Below are 15,995 nucleotides of genomic sequence, written 5' to 3'. Positions count from 1 at the left end.
CTGGACTCGCGACGCGACATTTGGTTGGGGAGACGAACGAGTAAGGACAGTGTTCGGGCGTTTCGGACCGAATATGCGTTGAGTAGTTATTAACTCACCACAGTGAAATCATAGCTCTTAATATTTTATTCTCTATAGATAACAACATATGCATTGCGACACCCGACGAATCAACAGAACTGGGTTCGGTGCCGCCACTGTTGGCGCTCTGGCAGGATGGACATCGAGTGACGTCAACTCCGGTGGTTCTAGCGGAAGCCGATCGGAAGCACAGTCTTCGTTCGTTATCTTCGAAGACTTCACCAGTCAGGTTGCAGGCGAGATCGCCACTGCTGAGAGACGTGTCCCAATCATTCCCGATCCCGACTGGGGATGTGTCGAAATCATGGAGATCGTCAATCTCGAGACGCTGAAGAAGGCGCCCGGTGCAGCATGACTGACCAGCCCTGTGGTGACTCCGAATCAGCGCAGAGTGAGAACGCAAACCCTGACTCACCTGAACAGCCGCGCTCGACATTACTGTCGATCGTCGTCGGGCCAACCGAGCGACCGGCCTGTACCATCTTTCCACCAGATGTGACCATTCCGTTTCGGACAATGGCGTGGATAACGGCGTACGGAGACTCATTCGTCGACCTCGATGACTGCCAATGACGACTACTATTACTACTAGTACGGATAGGTCACCGTCGAGAGGGAGGTCGTGAAATGCCGTCGACTGACCTTACGCTTGCAATCGCGTTGCAGGCGCTCGAAGAACTAGCTCGACCGGCACAAGCACTCAAAGACGCCGAAACGTGGACGAGCCACGTCGGAATTGTCTCCTCGGGACCGTCCTACATCGAACGACGGCGAGTCCGCGAGGCGGGCTACCACCAGGACTTCTTGTCGGGACCGCGCTCGATCGAAGAGGCACTCTCCAGTGTGCGATGTCACTTTGAGACGAATCGATACGTATTCGTCGGGACAGCCGAGACCAGTGAAGCAGTGAAGACGGTGCCTGATTGGACGTACCTGTCAGTAGCGGACGCTGCAAGAGCTGCGGACTGGCCACTTGCGACTGACTCCGCTGCTAACGATTGGCCCTAGTGAGAAAATTCGAACATCGAGTGGTCTCTCACCGACGCGTCTACTTAGTGGCTCTCGTGGATGTGGTTGCGCAGCGAATCGGTGTCGTCGAACTGCTCGTCACACTCAGCACACGTGTTGTGGTAGAGCACAACGTGCTGAGGCACGCCAACTGCGCTGTCGAAGAGACCGAGACAGTGATTGCTCGCGCGCGAAGATGGCCATAGCCGGTCTTATGTCGACTGATTTCGATGCCGCTCACGCTTTCAGTGCCGAGATCCTCATTCGTCGATAGAAGTGAGGCCGACCGTCTTGTGCCTCCGCCATCTTCGTTCCAAGTTCTGAACAGAACGACACCTCCCGATCGGAGATTTCTTCGACAAACCGGATTCCCTCCCTCGGCACCGATAGGAATATCATGGCCTTGCAAACGCCACAGATGCTGCTGACTGGGATGTGGGGAATCGGAGATGACATCACGGGAGCAATGGACAACATGGTCGGCGCGCACAGGATACGACTTCGTAGAACTAATTCCTATCCTTGAAACCCAGTGAGGTTCCACGCATCATCTGAACTTCCGGAGGAATTGAATTCAGGCGCGCTTATCAGGACGAAGGCACTTTCCTCCTCACCGTTTCGAATCTGTCTCGTTGCCTCGGGGGCAATCCAGACAGCATCTCCCTCTTCAACAGGCACTGATTCTTCATCAATTCGAACTTCGGCAGTCCCGCTGACCAGCACGTAGACTTCCTCGTGCTCGTCACCGACATGATCGTGCGGTTCACTGTTCCATCCCGACGGACATCGCGAGAACGTCACGCCAACCTGTCGACAGCCGAGCGGTTCGCTCAGGAAATGCTTCGCATCCGAAACCTGTTCGACGTCCTCGTAATTCACCTTCCGATAGTTCATACAAGAAGTTCTGAGATCAAGGTATTAATACTCTACGTTAGGTTAGCTATAATTGATAATAATGGCATCAACAGTAATATTCACATCTCCAATAGTGCGAGATAATCGTGTACACGAACAGTAAAACGAGTGGTGAGGCGAGCGAAGGAACACGTGTTGATCGAGACCATACTGTGTAATCGTGGGTTTGATTCTCATCGGATCTACCAGACACCGTCGTACTTAGCGTGAACTACTTCATCCCGAAGCGGATCAACAGTACTGAACGAGAGGTCATCGAGACGGTGAAGGCTGACGGACAAACTGTCGCTGTGGAATCGTGATCCGTTCACGTCAGAGGTCGGCTAGCTGGATTTGTCATGCATAATCCTATGCGAAATTTATACCATTAATTGATTTCTATGCTTGTTATCCAAGAAAAGATCATTTGTATAAATTTGTATGTGGGAATAGTTACAGTTGATAGAGTCGCCAAATTGTTATCACGGCCCATGTATCGAACGGTATTATAACAACGAGTTCTGGAAGGGCAAACGCCTGAGAATCTGTTGTGGCGACAGCGAGTAACCAGACAACACCCCCAGCGGCAATAACTCCGAGGCCTATAGTGACCGCCCCGAGACGGCGATGTCCCGCAAAAAAGTTCCCAGATCCGTAGACCCACAATCCAATCGGAATCAAGAAAAACTGAATGAGTGCGATTGGATCGTGGAGTGGAGTTGGGTAGGGGAATATCCCGGCCAATACCGCAAGAAAATATGCGACCGCTATTAAAACAATTCCGATATATTCCATCCAGTAAATACTGCTTATGAACACGCCATATGCGAACACAAGGTAGAAGAAGCTAGCGAGAATCAATCCACCATTATATATCCATGCATGGTCAGCGCCGACCGCGCCCAAATCAGAGATTGCGTCTGCCGTCCAGTGAAAAGAAGGTGGGAGAACGACTGCCAAGAGGATCGACCCATACAACGTCATAATTCCAGCAATTCCACAATAGGCTGCTATACGCTTCTGAGAGACCATGTCGGAGTGCACATTCTCCTTTACAAAACCTGTATTTATCGCTGTCATCTCCGTTCTAGTCTGCAATCAAACAGATTTTCTTATGTGTAGCGCATGTCAAACTCAAATTTGTAATTCAAATTTCGCGAGAGTCTGTGCATGACGAATCGACCTGCCCATCTTCTAAAACAGTATGCAAGTGCTTTCACTTCACCACTTCCTGCATCACCCTTGCTTCGGCCTTTCGAAGATGTTCGGCGACTGTACCTCGCGAGAGTTCGAGTTTAGCCGCGAGGTCACGCTGACCAGCCCCCCGAGGGAGATCATAATATCCTTCATTGATTGCAGCGCGCACGACCTCGATTTGACGGTCTGTCAGGTGCCATGCGGGATCGCGCATTCTGGGATGGTAGTCACCCGTTTTTTCAACCGTCACGTCTACAATTTCGGAGAGATCCGCGACGACGTGTTGGAGAGATATGTCTTCACCGAGGAGCGTAAGTTGAAAACCCCGATCGGTATATCTGACTGGCCAGTCAACAGTAATCTTATGAGTATCGATGATGTCGATGAGCGCCGTGTCGAGGCTTTCGGGATTCAAGTGTATGTATACAAACCCTGTTTCGCTCGTGGGTATGACCGACACATCTCCCAAATCTGACGTGATTCTCGCAAACCGTTCAGTATCGCCAGTGAGTCGAACCAACTCGACAGCAGTTCCATCATCGAGTGGATTGAGATCATAGATCTCTTCATATGTTGCAATCACTTCGTCATCTACCTGTACTTGTCTCAGTTCGTCGAATGTCTCGTGAGCGTCACTTGGGTCGATGTTCAGAGTTACATATCTCATAAATTGATCTTTAATAATGTGTGTGAATCGGCGTATATCATATCCTACTCGATATTGCAGGACAGATATTCTTAAATTTGCCGAGCATGCATGGCAGTAACTCCACCCACTCCCGTCCGCATTAGTTAGGTATGAACGATCTGATTTACGTCGCTATCATCGGCTGTGAGATCGGGTTCTGGGTCGTGCTTCTTGCAGGGCTCTCTACTCGATATTTCCTCGGCCAGCAACGGCTGAGTACAGTGCTACTGGCAGGCGTCCCGCTTGTCGATTTGCTCTTACTGGCGTTTACTGTAATCGACCTCAATAATGGGGGAACTGCAACTTCTGCCCATGGGTTAGCCGCGATATATATCGGAGTTTCTGTCGCTTTTGGCCATCGTCTAATCCGCTGGGCCGATGAACGATTCTCCTACTGGTTCGCTGATGGTCCACCACCCACAAAACCACCCAAGACGGGTCGAGCGCACGCTCAACATGAACGCCATCAGTGGGGACGGCACTTTCTCGCTTGGATAATCGGCTGCGCTCTGCTTCTCGGGGCTGTTGCACTCGTAGGCGATTTTGACAGGACGAGAGTGTTAACGGAGATGGGAAAATTGTGGAGTGTCATCCTTGCGATCGATTTTGTCTGGTCATTCAGCTACACGATCTGGCCCAAGGGATAGGAGTGTCTCACGTGAGAATGGAAGGGGCAGACGACCATCTCGACAGATTCGTTGCGGATGTCACGACCATCGTGCAGTCACAGTGCGAGCGGTGGGAGAGCTACGCCGACATCGAGACACTGATCTGCCATCTCCCGATTGATCATCTCACGTTCGCCGCACACGATGCGTCCGCTCCGTACACGGAATCGTACCCGATAGCGATCCACGTTCGAGCCGCCCTGCTCACGGAAATCAATGGCTGGGACGAAACCGCGCTCCACGATCATTTGCGAACGCATCCCTCGCTCCGTCAGAATCTCGGATTCGAATCACTTCCGAATCAATCGACGTTCTGGCGCACGTGGAATGAACGCTTCAGCGAGGCACTCCGCGACGCCATACAGGAATGCGCTGACGCAATTGTGAAAGGCGCACGTGCCTGCAAGGTTTCGCTTCCGGACCGGATCGGCAGTGACGAAGCGGATGAATCGGAAGACGATACCCCTCCCGAACACCAGTTCGTCGCCGAGAAGACCGATGAGGTGTGGCAGCAGGCCAAACCGTTCGTGACAGATGCGTTTGCTCTCAAACGGGGCCAGAACTGGCAGATCCACGAGAACGCATTCTGGGAACAGCACACCTACATGGGAATGCGCGAGGACATGTACGCTCGCAGCGGCCCGGCGTCGTTCTCGCTCGATACGAGCCGCGGGAACATCCCAACTGGATCGACCCATCGCTACCAGATCGGGAAGCTCTCCGTCGCGGAAATTCGGGAAATGCTGCGAGACACTACGCGGATGCTGATCGCTCGTGCCCGTCAGAACGGCGAGCTCGATGGGTTGGTCTTTACGGCCATCGACGTGACCAAGGGCTTCCCGTTCACCGGCGACATAGAGGACCACGAGGATGACATTCTCGGGTACAAGGATGGGAACGACTACTACCAGTGGGCGGTGCTCAAAATTGTCGGGATGGACGTACCACTTGTCCTCGACGCTATCCAGCGCGAAGAGGACATCGAAGAACGCAAGCAGAAGGCGCAGGACGGAGACGTGGATACCTCCGAAACCGTTGTCTTCGAGACGAACCATCCATACGTGACAGCGCGTGACGCTGGCGATCAGCAGATGGACGGGAAGGAGTTCGTCCACATGATCGAGCGGTTGATCCGGTGGTGTCGCCATCGTTGGGGAATTGAGAACGGCTTCAAGAAGCAGAGGCACTTCATGGTGCGGACCACCTCGACCGAGCGTGACTACCGCTTCTTCAACTTCGCGTTCGCGTGTGTCTTGTACAACGTCTGGCGACTGGTGGACCTGCTGGTGAAGCTCGCCATCGACGGCGAGAACAGGTCGTACAAGCCACGGGTGGATGCGAACCAGTTCTTGACCGTCGCCAAGCAGTGCTACGGTCTCGATCCACCTGATTGACGTCGACACCTCCCGTGTTCGCCCGGTTCGTGAACGGCGGCGCTGTTTCACGCCACTTTATTTCGTATCGCTCTGGTTTGAGTCTCAAATGATGGAGTGATGGTGGGCATCGTTCGTTTACTACACGGTGAAATACGTTAGAATGAATGGCCAGTCTGTTCATGGAAAATCTAGCTAGCCGACATCAGTTCACGTTGAGACGGGAAACTACTCGATGCAGTTCTTGTACGTACCGTCGACGGTACGATCTAACTCTAGCCTATCCTCCGAAACTGTGGGACATCACAACCTCGGAGGATAGCTCTGATGCGTGACTTTCTTTCAGTATCAGTCGATATGATTCAGACCCCACAGATGGAGCGTGAGTCAATCACTCTACGTTGACCGCTGTTTTACGGGAAGAGATAGTTTTATAATATATGGCATTCAGAGAACCCTCTCCATGACGAACTACAGCGGATGTACGCCGGAGAGGAGTGCTACTGGGGCACAGAACCGAACCAACTTGCCGAACGAGCTATTGAGCATACACTCGCGGCACAACTCTAACAGCTGAATCACCGCAATGTGCTGTGAAACAAAGCTCTGCGATGGTTTTCGCCAGCCGTGTTCGGCGACCTGAACCAATTGGTAAATCAGATTCAGGGCCATTATCGTGTATCGCGCTGACGGTTGTGTAATGAACCGAGACGTCTACTGGACACCGACCGTCGGGGTCGGTATCGAATCGCTACACCTGATCGAAGACTCGGCAGGTGTTGATGTGGAGAGCGTCGTGGTCGGCTCTGCTGAGGACGAGTCGTTCCGTATTCGGTACGAGATCGAATGTGACCGTCGCTATCGCGTTCGACGAGTGGAGGTCGCCACCCTTGACCGTGAATCTGCGTCGATCTCACTCCGGGCAGACACAGAGGGCAACTGGACCAACGGGAATGGAGGGCCGATGACAATACTGGATGGATGCACCGACGTTGATATTTCGGTGACACCGTTCACGAACACACTACCGATTCGACGCTTGGAACTCAACCAGGGCGAATCGACCGAGATCGAGACAGTCTATATCTCTGTTCCCGACTTACATGTCGAGACTGCCATTCAGAAGTACACCTGCCTCGACCCACTTGACCAAGACAGCGGACGGTATCGCTACGAGAGCGTAACCAGTGGCTTTACCGCTGAATTGCCGGTTGACGCAGATGGACTCGTCACTGATTATCCAGACCTATTTGACCGGGTCTTCCCTCCGGAGTGAGTCATGACGATTATTTCACTCGAAGGCGCGAGTGCGGTTGGAAAGACGACCACTGCTGAGGTGCTTTGCGACGAGTTCGACGCGTACCGCGTGCCCGAGGTGAATGTACTCTTCGACACGTCCAAAGAGGACTCAACGACATGGTACTTCGAACGCCAGTGTGACCGTTGGGAAATCGCCATCGAGCGCGAGCAAGAACACGACTTCGTGATTTTAGACGGAGACGTACTTCAACCGCTCTGGTACAACTGGATTGCTCACGGCTTGTCACACGAACGTGCTGATATCGAAGAATTCGCACCGCTGGACTCAATTTATCGATTCTACCGTAAGAAATTGCAAGATCGAGCAGTTGGCTTTCCAGACGGTTATTTCTTCCTCCACACGGACACCGACTCGCTGCGACAACGGAAAAATAGCGACGAGACGCGAACGCGTCGGAATTTCGAGAGCCACCTGCAGTTCACCACGCCACAGAGGCACTATTTCGAGCAGCTTCAAACACAGTCCCCGGAGCGAGTTCGGTTCGTCCACACACAGAGTATTGAGACCAACTGCTCTACGATTCGGGCCAACTTCCCAATATCCGATAATCGTACGGATCGATACTTACTGACCGTTCTCGACGCGATGTACGACTGGGCCAAACGAACGACTCCCACCTGAATCACTCATCCGTCCCGTATGATGGATGGTCCCGACCCACTGGTGATATATCTTGCTCAGGTCCCAAACTGACGGTATAGAGTTCGTTCACCTGCCGCAACTAACTGTAGCGGTGGTTAGAGTGACCGTCTAAGTCGAAGCGAGTTTCGGTCACTCGAATCTCCATACGCCTCGCGCTCGCCGACCACTTCGAACCCGTGCTTCCGGTAGAACGACTTTCCGATTTCGTTGCTGGGGACGATTGATACCCACTGCTCGGTCGCACCTTTGTTCCGTTGCTGAGCCGTCATCGTTTCGAGTAGTCGGGAACCGACTCCTTTCCGCTTCTCTGCCGGGTCGACGTACAGAACGAACACTTCACCGACTGTTGGTTCTGTGAGACCGCCTCCACCCGCACCAAGAACATCCTCGTCATGGAGCGCGACGAGCCAGCCGTCCCAGCCGTCTGGCGAGCGCACCTCCTTTGCGACCCGCTCGGTCGTGTAGAATTCGTCTATGGTCGTCTCAATCTCCTCATCGGGAAGCAACCCGGTGTAGGTCTCGCGCCATCCGTCTGAACAGATACGACAGATTTCGTCGACGTGTCGTTGCTGTGCGGGAACCACAGGAACCGTCATGCCTTCAGGTAATGCAAGCTGTGAGATAATCATACTGCAAACCGCATATCTGAGTTGACTTCCACGCTCGTCATGGTGATTACCAAGTTTTAGTCGGTACGGTAGTGGTTGATCTGTATTGTGCACTTCTCAGACAGTAAGGACCACTCGCTCGAGGTTATTCTACTCTTGGCGTGATGGTCCACGAATATCTATTCCGACACGGAGCACCGAGCGGGTACGAGATTCGGCCAGTCGAGAGCTCTGAGACACATGACCAGAGGGTTGCCATTCCGTCTTCGTGCCCACAGACCGGTGCTTCGTGGTCTCGAAGACCGACTTGCAAATCCTCTATAGTCGGTGAATCAAGGTTGCTGAATTCGAGTAGACGGTTTCGACGCTGAACAGAATTATCCCACGGTGGTTTGAATGCTTCCATCTCCGAGTGGATGAAGTGATTAGTGGCGACGAGAAGACCTGCGTTAGGTGTCCTTACTGCTGTCTGTTCTGGATGTGCCTCAACCACGAAAGCAGAATCGGAATCCGCCAACAAGTAGCTCTTCGGCTCTCGGAGGGGCAAGTCTCGGAGTGTGTCACGGGCATCAACAGCACTGTCACACTTCGCTAATAGATAGCGCACAACGAGGTGAAATGGCATTCCGACCGCACTATGGTCGGGAAATCCCGCCCCGTTGAACGAGACAAACAATCCCTGATCGTTTAACCCATCGAACCTGCCACCGACCAACCCTTCGTGCACGCCAACGTGGGCGTATCCTTGATCGGGAACGGTATGGATGAAATGTCGTCGAGATTCAGAATAGAAGAAATCGTAGTTGCGCCCGATTAATATTCCATCATCAGTCTCAATTGCCATTGCACTGCATGATCCGTCGATTCCTGGTGTGAAATGCCAGAGCATTTCGTCATCAGGGATACCCAGAGCATCTGAGTATCCGTCGAACTCAGAGACCGCTGCGGGGAACACTTCTTTGGTGACCTCACGCGATTTTTCGGCAGTAATTCGAGCGTCACCTGATAGCGACGTTCCGGGCTCGATAATTTCACCGCTTCGTTTTGCCGTTTCGTAGCCAATCTCGTAGTGGTCTCCCTCAACGCTGTAGGTTCGGTAGTCTGCGTTCCATTCCTGTTCTACATTCTCACTCATTTCGACGGGTTGGGCCTTATTGTTCATCTGTCGAGGGGCTAATCCGCTCTCCTTCGGTTACGAGCCATTCACCGGTTCTCCAGTCCATCTCCCCCTCACCGAAATACAGATGGAACGAGATTGAGAAGCCTGACCAGGGATGGACGACTGAAACGATACGAAAGATCTCTTCTAACCCATTGGGAGAGAACCCATACGGGCGAGGAAAGAGGGATTCTACGTCTTCCTGCGAGAGATCCGTCCGAAGCGCAAATTGAACGACCGGAGATTCTGCGACGGAGTCAAAGACGAGTTCAAAGCGAGGTCGACGGCCAAGAACGAACTGCTCAATCTCTTGATTTACTTCGGAGTCTGTAGCGGGAAGGATGAAATTCCATGGCTCCCCTGTTGGGTATTTGTACAGACAGCTCGCATCAGCAAGGGCCGCATTGAGATCAGCCCATGCCGAGTGTTTCACGTTCGCTCCCCGTGGGACAGCAATCCACCGAATCGGATCCGTCGTGTGGTCCGACGACTCGTTCGACGCGCGCAAGAACTACCGATCGAGATGGTACTCTGCGATTCCGAATTCGACGCGAAGCCAGTCTACCAGACGCTCTCGAATCTCGACGTGGACCATCTGATCCCCAGGCGAACGTACAGCGCTGAGCGAGCAGCTATCGAGACAATGGACGACGATGGGCAGGACGTGGCCGTCGAATCAGCGACGGCTCACACTGACCACGGATCACACGCAATGCAGTTCCTCTATGTGCCATCGACGAAAATCGAGGGCACAGCCGTCTTCGCAACGAATCTCCGAGTCGAACCAGCTGAGGCTGAGGCGTTCTGCCAGCGGTACAGCCGTCGGTGGCAGATCGAAAACGAGTATAAGTCGATCAAGTACGACTTCTTAGCGAAAACCTCCTCGAAAGACTACCGCGTTCGGCTGTTCTACTTCGTGTTCGCAGTGCTGTTGCACAACATCTGGCGGCTCACCGATTTCCTGTTGAAAGCCGGTGTCGACGCTGAGATGGACTATGCACCAGTTCTGACGGCTGGGGAATGTGTCGAGTTGGTCTCGTCTGCGCTGGTTCCGGGAGACTAGTTCAACGGCGACCTCGGCGTGCCTGCTGTGAGTGGAAACGCTCCCTCTCGGCGACGATCCCGGGCTAATTTTCTCAAGTTCTTGAAGTTCGACTCAGAAGTCGGTCGTTGATTCTGACTCCGCTGGACGAATCGAGGGTGAATCTGCGTGAAACACGCCGTGAAACACTCCATCCTCCGAAACTGTGGGACATCATTCGCGCGGATTCAATATATCGACATACACTTTATAGATACGGATTCGATCGTCATAGCTCCCAGTACTGTCGAAAGCAGGCGAGTTCTCAGAGTTGTTAATCACTTCATTTCATCCCAACAAACAACAGCAGATTCAGCCGCCGTCGATGGAGCACAAAACATCCACAAGAGACGTCCCTTGACTGTGTCGACTGTTAGATCATGGCCTGACAGAAAGAAGCTCTTTGAAATGCCAGTTTAAGCGACCTCAGCGATGAGAAGTTCGACCGCAATGGGCGAGGTATTCTTGCGCTCGCCAGCGTCGAATGTGATATACGGCACTTCCTTATCTGAGATCAAGTTCTAACGAGTTACGAGGAGCGAATACGCCACGATAAGCCCCACCCCCATAATCACGCAGAAGATTCGTTCCCAACAGTCATAACAGCGAGCGTGTGGAGAACCCCATGCAGAGGGTTTCAGTCGAAGTGGTTCACTAGATTCCGAGGGACAGAGACGACATCCCATCTCTTCAATTTCCTCGCTGGATGATACTGAGATGACGAAGTAGCCCGATTGCTTTGAATAACGAGATTCTAAGAGCATAGTTTTCGTTGGATAGAGCGATATAGTCATTTCTCTTACTATTTATAGTGCGTTGTTGTCCGGGGCAGACAACCACACAACACAGTCAAGTGGTCAATATACGCATCGCGTGGATAAACCATATGATGCTATAGCAAATTTTGTCTTGAGATGCTCTCTATTTCCGGGGATGGATTTCTGTAGATGGCCTTCTATAGCTAGAGCTTGTCTGCAATTTCCCGTAGAGGGTCAATAGAATAGCTTCGTTCGGTGTACTTCCCTATTACTGACGCTTGTTTGGTTTCTTTTAAGCGCATAAAGTTGACTATGTGAGATTCTAATACACCTAATGTCGGGTAGGTGAATTTCTAATACACGAGCAGTTCAGGAATATACCTTGAACGCCAAATCTTCACGAGACTGTGCAGTGAAAACCTCATTCAGCCAGCTTCAGACAATCACGGACCGGATGATCTTCGTCTCTATTCGTCGAAGATGATCCCCGATCGTCCCTCGTGACACCCCGAGCTCGGCCGCCAAGTCACGTTGTGTTGCACGCCGGGGGATGTCGTAGTATCCCGCTGCGAGTGCTGCCCGTGCGATCTCTTTCTGTCGAGTGGTTAGTTGCTCCGCTGGATCATCCATATCTGGCTGATATTCTCCTGCCCGTTTGAGAGTCACGTCAAGTTCCTCAGGAATGTCAGTGGTCAGTTCTCGGAGGGCTGCATCCTTCCCGAACAGTGTGAGTCGCAGGCCGTCAGCGGTCTCCACTACTGGCCAGTCGATACTGACTGCCTCAGTATCGATACGTTCGTAGAGGGCTGTTTCGAACTCTTCAGGCTCGTAGTGGAGATACGCCAGCCACGTTTCACCACCCGTCACAGTACACGAGATGATCTCTGGACTTTCGTCTTCTATCGTTGTAAGCCGATCAGCATCGCCTCTGAACTGCACGATCCCAACAACAGTCCCATCATCAAGAAGATTGACATAATGTACCGCTTCCTGTGTCGCCACGAGCGTTCCGTCGATCCATACTTCTCTTGGATCGCCGTTTCCCTGCACTCGTTTGGGGCTCCTTGACCGAACATCTTCCATATATTCGTCGGTTGGAGAGATAACGATAGTCACATATCTCATTGTATTTGATCCCACTGATTCGGTCGTCCTATTCGATCCGTCTCGAATCGAGAGTCACGACGAAGAGAGCTTGACATCATCGTACACGAGTGTGAAAGCGCGATCAGTAATAAAGATTGCATGCATGCACCCCGTCAAATCCGAGACGAACCAGGCCCTATCTCTACGTGATGGAGAAGCGAAATACCGATAAAGGATGCAACGACGCTTCGAATGAAGCCACTGCACGACCGGTTCTGAATGAGACGGAGGCAGTGTGAACATGCCTGCCGAAACAACCGACATTCAGGAAACGTCCTCAATGGCGATCGCAGCGCGGAACGTCGAACTCACGTACGCTGACGGCACACGCGCGGTGCGAGGGATTGATCTCGACGTCCCCAAAGGAGAGTTCTTCGGGTTTTTGGGGCCAAACGGAGCAGGCAAGACCACCGCCATCAAAACGTTCGTGACACTGTTGCACCCCACAGCCGGGTCGGTGACGGTCAACGGATTCGACGTCGTCGATGATCCGCGGGCCGTCCGCTCGTCCATTGGCTACATGGCTCAGGAGACGAGCATCGATGAAGAACTCACCGCCTGCGAGAACATCCAGTTCGCCTGTGAAATGTACGGCGTCCCACGGAGCGAGCGTGCCGAGCGGATCGACGATCTGTTAGCGCTCGTCGATCTCGCAGATGTCGCCGACAAGCAGCCCAGTGGGTTCTCAGGAGGGATGAAAAAGCGCCTCGACGTGGCGACTGCTCTGGTTCATGAGCCACCACTCGTCTTTCTCGACGAACCCACAACAGGACTGGACCCCCGAGCGCGCAATCGCCTGTGGGAGTACTTCCGGGCGATCAATCGGCAAGGGACGACCCTGTTTCTTACGACCCAGTACTTGGAGGAGGCCGATGAACTCTGTGACCGCCTGTCTGTGATTCAGGATGGCAAACTCGTCGCTACTGATTCGCCAGACACACTCAAATCGCAGGTCGGCGGTGATATCCTCGAAATCACGCTCGAAGATTCGATCGCCCAACAACGAGCGCACGCCCAACAAGTCGCCCGTGAGTCAGGCTTATTTGCGGAAAATACAATCGAACCCACCGACGAGGGCATTAGGATCGCGTCCGAGCACGCACGCCAACAGGGTACCGACCTTCTCGTCGCGCTGCGAGATGCTGGCATTACGGTGACGGGATTCGACGTCCGATCGCCGACGCTCGACGACGTCTTCCTTGCCCTCACCGGAACGCTTCGCGTTCCGGTTAGCAGCCGAGCATCGCTCGACGACACCACCGGCGAACCAACGAGTGAAGAGACAGCAGAAGACCAGTCGGGAGATCCCGTCCAGACAGGAGGAAGTCGATGAGTACGACCGAAACTGAGCGGGCAGTCGAACAGCAAGGGGCTGGCAACAGCTTCCTTGTCGATGTGTGGATCACACTCAAACGGTGGCTCCAGAAAGCCATCCGTAACGCGAGTATAGTGTTTGAGGCACTGTTATCGCCGTTTATCTTTCTAATATTATTCACGCAGGTGTTCGGGAAACTTGCCGGCGGTCCGATCCAAGAACTGTTCGGGGCGGACGTCAACTATGTTACCTTCCTCACGCCAGCCATCATCATCGTCACAGCCATGACGGTAGCCATCCAATCTGGAACGGGGTTGATTCAGGACATGGAGAGTGGCATGTTCGAAAAAGTACTCGTCTCACCGACTCACCGTGGAGCGATATTTCTCGGAAAAGCCCTCGCAGATGTAATCCGGGTCGTCTTCCAATCAGCGATAGTTCTCGTGCTCGGATACATGCTCTTGTGGATCAGTTCAAGTAGTTCGGTCGGGACCTATATCCAAACGGGGTTGGGAGGCGTACTCGGAATCTTCGTCATCGTCATCGTGTATTCGTTGTGGTTTACGGCCTTTTCAATCATCGTTGCGCTCGTAACACAAGATATCGAATCAGCCAGTATTTGGATGTATATGACGCACTATCCATTGCTTTTCTCCTCAAGCGCTTTCCTGCCGATCAGTTTTCTCCCGAAGTGGATGCAGATCGTAGCAACGGTCAATCCAGTCACGTACGGTGTCGATGCCCTCCGTGCGCTGATGCTCGGCCAGGATGTCCTCACGGTGATCGATGTGACGGCGTTCTCCGGCATCTGGAATACCATTGTGCCAGCGGTAGTAGTGCTCGGTGTGCTTGACCTCGTGTTGGGTGGGATCGCCGCCGTCTTGTTGGACCGCGTGTCGAGTTCACATGTCAGCTAATTTGTTCACCAGATAGCGTTCATCGGACCATCTTCCCGCTGTTTCGCTGTTGAGTCCGATGAGATGAGCGACGATCTCGACGAATGCGTCCCAGATGACACGACTCTTGCACAGTCGTAGTTCGAATCACCTCGACAGAACGCGACCATCGATTTTTCAATTTCGCGTTCGCCTACGTCTCGTACATTGTAAATACGCAACTTCGAACAGATGAAACACAAACGCTATACACCAATCAAAGCAGAAACATCAGTCTTGAGAGCCACATCGTAAATCGTCCTAATACTCGAAGTCAGGGCCGCACTCTTCGACGAACGATATGAACACGCGTACTCAAGAGCGAGAGATTCAGAGTATGTCAGACCTCATTACGTCACTCTATTGATAAAATAGAGATATAGTCGGGTTCCGTTCGGTGTTTTTCCCTCTGTGCCGAAATTGTGATATGCCGTAGCAGTCATTATTGAACTGAGATTTCATGGGTGAATTGTCTCCGATCCATACCGGCGTGCTCCGTCGTGATCTCCACGGCGAGACTGTCGGTATCATCCATACGACGCCGATACTCAGCTGTGATTACTGCAATGCTATTGTTAACACCACTGAGCCGATCTTATACGAGGCAATTCGGATCGCTAATCTGCCGACACTGGAGACACACCTCGATCCCCCCAAAGGATGGATGCTGGATGCCGCCAGGTGTCGAGACTGCACAATCTCACATCTCTCCCCTACCACCATCGGCTATGAGGAAGCACTTGTTCTCCTCAGAGTAACCGATGTAGACGGCATTCTGAGTACTGATGCATCGACGCTGAAGGTGGTACATCTCTCACCGAGTAACGACGGCTACGTCCCACCGCAAGTTGGAACACATATCTTGGCTGCGTCGGGCGATGTAGGCGCTGCCCGCTGGCTTCGGATGTGTGCTCGTATCGATCATGTGAACACCGCCTCCATAGAATCTCCAATTGTAATGAAACAGCTTAGTGCAATGATCAACCGTTCAACCGACGTTCCACCCGGGATCAACATTTAACGCGGCTACCGATTATACGCCTTTGAGGCTGCAACATTTTTTAGCCTTCATAATGTCAAGTAATACAATACAACTCAGAGCGATTGTGAGACCGGTCCGT

General features: G+C 52.7%; 19 protein-coding genes and 2 pseudogenes. 13 read left to right on the top strand and 8 right to left on the bottom strand.

The features are described from left to right. Positions 1-148: 148 nt before the first annotated feature. The 4 genes from MW898_RS20750 to MW898_RS20735 are packed head-to-tail and all read left to right on the top strand — an operon-like array spanning position 149 to position 1,295. Positions 149-436 carry a hypothetical protein gene (locus MW898_RS20750; RefSeq protein WP_248910222.1) on the top strand — a complete coding sequence of 96 codons (288 nt, stop codon included), beginning with the start codon at positions 149-151 and terminating at the stop codon, positions 434-436. After that, positions 433-654, top strand: coding sequence for a DUF7511 domain-containing protein (locus MW898_RS20745; protein WP_248910221.1), 222 nt, complete (start codon positions 433-435; stop codon positions 652-654). The genes MW898_RS20750 and MW898_RS20745 overlap by 4 nt, the downstream gene beginning before the upstream one ends. Positions 655-708: 54 nt before the next feature. Continuing rightward, complete coding sequence (locus MW898_RS20740; RefSeq protein WP_248910220.1) at positions 709-1,089, top strand: DUF7124 domain-containing protein; 381 nt, start codon at positions 709-711, stop codon at positions 1,087-1,089. Positions 1,090-1,136: 47 nt separating this feature from the next. Beyond that, positions 1,137-1,295, top strand: coding sequence for a hypothetical protein (locus tag MW898_RS20735; RefSeq protein ID WP_248910219.1), 159 nt, complete (start codon positions 1,137-1,139; stop codon positions 1,293-1,295). Between the two features lie 31 nt (positions 1,296-1,326). Here MW898_RS20735 and MW898_RS20730 read toward each other — a convergent pair whose 3' ends face one another. Next, the gene (locus MW898_RS20730; RefSeq protein WP_248910218.1) at positions 1,327-1,488 is read right to left on the bottom strand and encodes a hypothetical protein; all 162 of its coding nucleotides are present in this window, start codon (positions 1,486-1,488) and stop codon (positions 1,327-1,329) included. Positions 1,489-1,605: 117 nt separating this feature from the next. Further along, positions 1,606-1,983: a cupin domain-containing protein gene (locus MW898_RS20725; protein ID WP_248910217.1), complete on the bottom strand. Its 378-nt coding sequence runs from the start codon at positions 1,981-1,983 to the stop codon at positions 1,606-1,608. Positions 1,984-2,097: 114 nt separating this feature from the next. On the opposite strand from MW898_RS20725, the pseudogene MW898_RS26245 reads away from it, so the two are divergent. Next, a pseudogene (locus MW898_RS26245) lies at positions 2,098-2,369 on the top strand (transposase); the annotation flags it as partial. Positions 2,370-2,436: 67 nt separating this feature from the next. Here MW898_RS26245 and MW898_RS20720 read toward each other — a convergent pair. Both MW898_RS20720 and MW898_RS20715 read right to left on the bottom strand, forming a co-directional pair. Next, entirely contained in the window at positions 2,437-3,063 is a 627-nt protein-coding gene (locus tag MW898_RS20720; RefSeq protein WP_248910216.1) for a DUF998 domain-containing protein, read from the bottom strand. A gap of 136 nt (positions 3,064-3,199) precedes the next feature. Beyond that, positions 3,200-3,847 carry a helix-turn-helix domain-containing protein gene (locus MW898_RS20715; protein ID WP_248910215.1) on the bottom strand — a complete coding sequence of 216 codons (648 nt, stop codon included), beginning with the start codon at positions 3,845-3,847 and terminating at the stop codon, positions 3,200-3,202. A 131-nt stretch (positions 3,848-3,978) separates the two neighbouring features. On the opposite strand from MW898_RS20715, the gene MW898_RS20710 reads away from it, so the two are divergent. From MW898_RS20710 to MW898_RS20695, 4 genes are all read left to right on the top strand, one after another. Beyond that, positions 3,979-4,515 carry a hypothetical protein gene (locus MW898_RS20710; RefSeq protein WP_248910214.1) on the top strand — a complete coding sequence of 179 codons (537 nt, stop codon included), beginning with the start codon at positions 3,979-3,981 and terminating at the stop codon, positions 4,513-4,515. 17 nt (positions 4,516-4,532) lie between these two features. Then, positions 4,533-5,930: a transposase gene (locus tag MW898_RS20705; RefSeq protein ID WP_248910213.1), complete on the top strand. Its 1,398-nt coding sequence runs from the start codon at positions 4,533-4,535 to the stop codon at positions 5,928-5,930. A gap of 679 nt (positions 5,931-6,609) precedes the next feature. After that, positions 6,610-7,185 carry a putative glycolipid-binding domain-containing protein gene (locus tag MW898_RS20700; RefSeq protein ID WP_248910212.1) on the top strand — a complete coding sequence of 192 codons (576 nt, stop codon included), beginning with the start codon at positions 6,610-6,612 and terminating at the stop codon, positions 7,183-7,185. A 3-nt stretch (positions 7,186-7,188) separates the two neighbouring features. Further along, entirely contained in the window at positions 7,189-7,851 is a 663-nt protein-coding gene (locus MW898_RS20695) for a nucleoside/nucleotide kinase family protein (protein ID WP_248910211.1), read from the top strand. A gap of 116 nt (positions 7,852-7,967) precedes the next feature. On the opposite strand, the gene MW898_RS20690 is transcribed toward MW898_RS20695, so the two are convergent. The 3 genes from MW898_RS20690 to MW898_RS26040 all read right to left on the bottom strand — a co-directional run bounded on the left by MW898_RS20690 (position 7,968) and on the right by MW898_RS26040 (position 10,072). Next, complete coding sequence (locus tag MW898_RS20690) at positions 7,968-8,468, bottom strand: GNAT family N-acetyltransferase (protein ID WP_248910210.1); 501 nt, start codon at positions 8,466-8,468, stop codon at positions 7,968-7,970. 157 nt (positions 8,469-8,625) lie between these two features. Continuing rightward, positions 8,626-9,642, bottom strand: a complete 1,017-nt coding sequence (locus MW898_RS20685; RefSeq protein WP_248910209.1) for a C45 family autoproteolytic acyltransferase/hydrolase — start codon at positions 9,640-9,642, stop codon at positions 8,626-8,628. Beyond that, positions 9,632-10,072, bottom strand: coding sequence for a hypothetical protein (locus tag MW898_RS26040; RefSeq protein ID WP_248910208.1), 441 nt, complete (start codon positions 10,070-10,072; stop codon positions 9,632-9,634). Before MW898_RS26040 ends, MW898_RS20685 begins: the two co-directional genes overlap by 11 nt. A 6-nt stretch (positions 10,073-10,078) precedes the next feature. On the opposite strand from MW898_RS26040, the pseudogene MW898_RS20675 reads away from it, so the two are divergent. Further along, a pseudogene (locus tag MW898_RS20675) lies at positions 10,079-10,702 on the top strand (transposase); the annotation flags it as partial. Positions 10,703-11,913: 1,211 nt separating this feature from the next. Here MW898_RS20675 and MW898_RS20670 read toward each other — a convergent pair. After that, positions 11,914-12,561 (bottom strand): helix-turn-helix domain-containing protein, encoded by a 648-nt coding sequence (locus tag MW898_RS20670; protein WP_248910206.1) that lies wholly within the window; start codon positions 12,559-12,561, stop codon positions 11,914-11,916. A gap of 304 nt (positions 12,562-12,865) precedes the next feature. Between MW898_RS20670 and MW898_RS20665 the strand changes: the two genes are divergently transcribed. The 3 genes from MW898_RS20665 to MW898_RS20655 all read left to right on the top strand — a co-directional run bounded on the left by MW898_RS20665 (position 12,866) and on the right by MW898_RS20655 (position 15,895). Continuing rightward, on the top strand, positions 12,866-13,957 hold the full coding sequence (locus tag MW898_RS20665; RefSeq protein ID WP_248910205.1) for an ABC transporter ATP-binding protein: 1,092 nt from the start codon (positions 12,866-12,868) through the stop codon (positions 13,955-13,957). Next, positions 13,954-14,856, top strand: a complete 903-nt coding sequence (locus MW898_RS20660; protein WP_248910204.1) for an ABC transporter permease — start codon at positions 13,954-13,956, stop codon at positions 14,854-14,856. Before MW898_RS20665 ends, MW898_RS20660 begins: the two co-directional genes overlap by 4 nt. Before the next feature lie 478 nt (positions 14,857-15,334). Further along, positions 15,335-15,895 (top strand): hypothetical protein, encoded by a 561-nt coding sequence (locus MW898_RS20655; protein WP_248910203.1) that lies wholly within the window; start codon positions 15,335-15,337, stop codon positions 15,893-15,895. Positions 15,896-15,995 lie beyond the last annotated feature (100 nt).

This window comes from Halocatena marina (assembly GCF_023276375.1).
GTDB classification, from domain to species: Archaea; Halobacteriota; Halobacteria; order Halobacteriales; family Haloarculaceae; genus Halocatena; species Halocatena marina.
This window is presented reverse-complemented; position numbering and strand designations above follow the sequence as displayed.

Excerpts from the sequence above, each read along its gene's own strand:
- MW898_RS20750 (WP_248910222.1), top strand. The coding sequence starts at position 149 with ATGCATTGCGACACCCGACGAATCAACAGAACTGGGTTCGGTGCCGCC.
- MW898_RS20745 (WP_248910221.1), top strand. The coding sequence starts at position 433 with ATGACTGACCAGCCCTGTGGTGACTCCGAATCAGCGCAGAGTGAGAAC.
- MW898_RS20740 (WP_248910220.1), top strand. The coding sequence starts at position 709 with ATGCCGTCGACTGACCTTACGCTTGCAATCGCGTTGCAGGCGCTCGAA.
- MW898_RS20730 (WP_248910218.1), bottom strand. The coding sequence starts at position 1,488 with ATGATATTCCTATCGGTGCCGAGGGAGGGAATCCGGTTTGTCGAAGAA.
- MW898_RS20725 (WP_248910217.1), bottom strand. The coding sequence starts at position 1,983 with ATGAACTATCGGAAGGTGAATTACGAGGACGTCGAACAGGTTTCGGAT.
- MW898_RS20720 (WP_248910216.1), bottom strand. The coding sequence starts at position 3,063 with ATGACAGCGATAAATACAGGTTTTGTAAAGGAGAATGTGCACTCCGAC.
- MW898_RS20715 (WP_248910215.1), bottom strand. The coding sequence starts at position 3,847 with ATGAGATATGTAACTCTGAACATCGACCCAAGTGACGCTCACGAGACA.
- MW898_RS20710 (WP_248910214.1), top strand. The coding sequence starts at position 3,979 with ATGAACGATCTGATTTACGTCGCTATCATCGGCTGTGAGATCGGGTTC.
- MW898_RS20705 (WP_248910213.1), top strand. The coding sequence starts at position 4,533 with ATGGAAGGGGCAGACGACCATCTCGACAGATTCGTTGCGGATGTCACG.
- MW898_RS20700 (WP_248910212.1), top strand. The coding sequence starts at position 6,610 with ATGAACCGAGACGTCTACTGGACACCGACCGTCGGGGTCGGTATCGAA.
- MW898_RS20695 (WP_248910211.1), top strand. The coding sequence starts at position 7,189 with ATGACGATTATTTCACTCGAAGGCGCGAGTGCGGTTGGAAAGACGACC.
- MW898_RS20690 (WP_248910210.1), bottom strand. The coding sequence starts at position 8,468 with ATGACGGTTCCTGTGGTTCCCGCACAGCAACGACACGTCGACGAAATC.
- MW898_RS20685 (WP_248910209.1), bottom strand. The coding sequence starts at position 9,642 with ATGAACAATAAGGCCCAACCCGTCGAAATGAGTGAGAATGTAGAACAG.
- MW898_RS20670 (WP_248910206.1), bottom strand. The coding sequence starts at position 12,561 with ATGGAAGATGTTCGGTCAAGGAGCCCCAAACGAGTGCAGGGAAACGGC.
- MW898_RS20665 (WP_248910205.1), top strand. The coding sequence starts at position 12,866 with ATGCCTGCCGAAACAACCGACATTCAGGAAACGTCCTCAATGGCGATC.
- MW898_RS20660 (WP_248910204.1), top strand. The coding sequence starts at position 13,954 with ATGAGTACGACCGAAACTGAGCGGGCAGTCGAACAGCAAGGGGCTGGC.
- MW898_RS20655 (WP_248910203.1), top strand. The coding sequence starts at position 15,335 with ATGGGTGAATTGTCTCCGATCCATACCGGCGTGCTCCGTCGTGATCTC.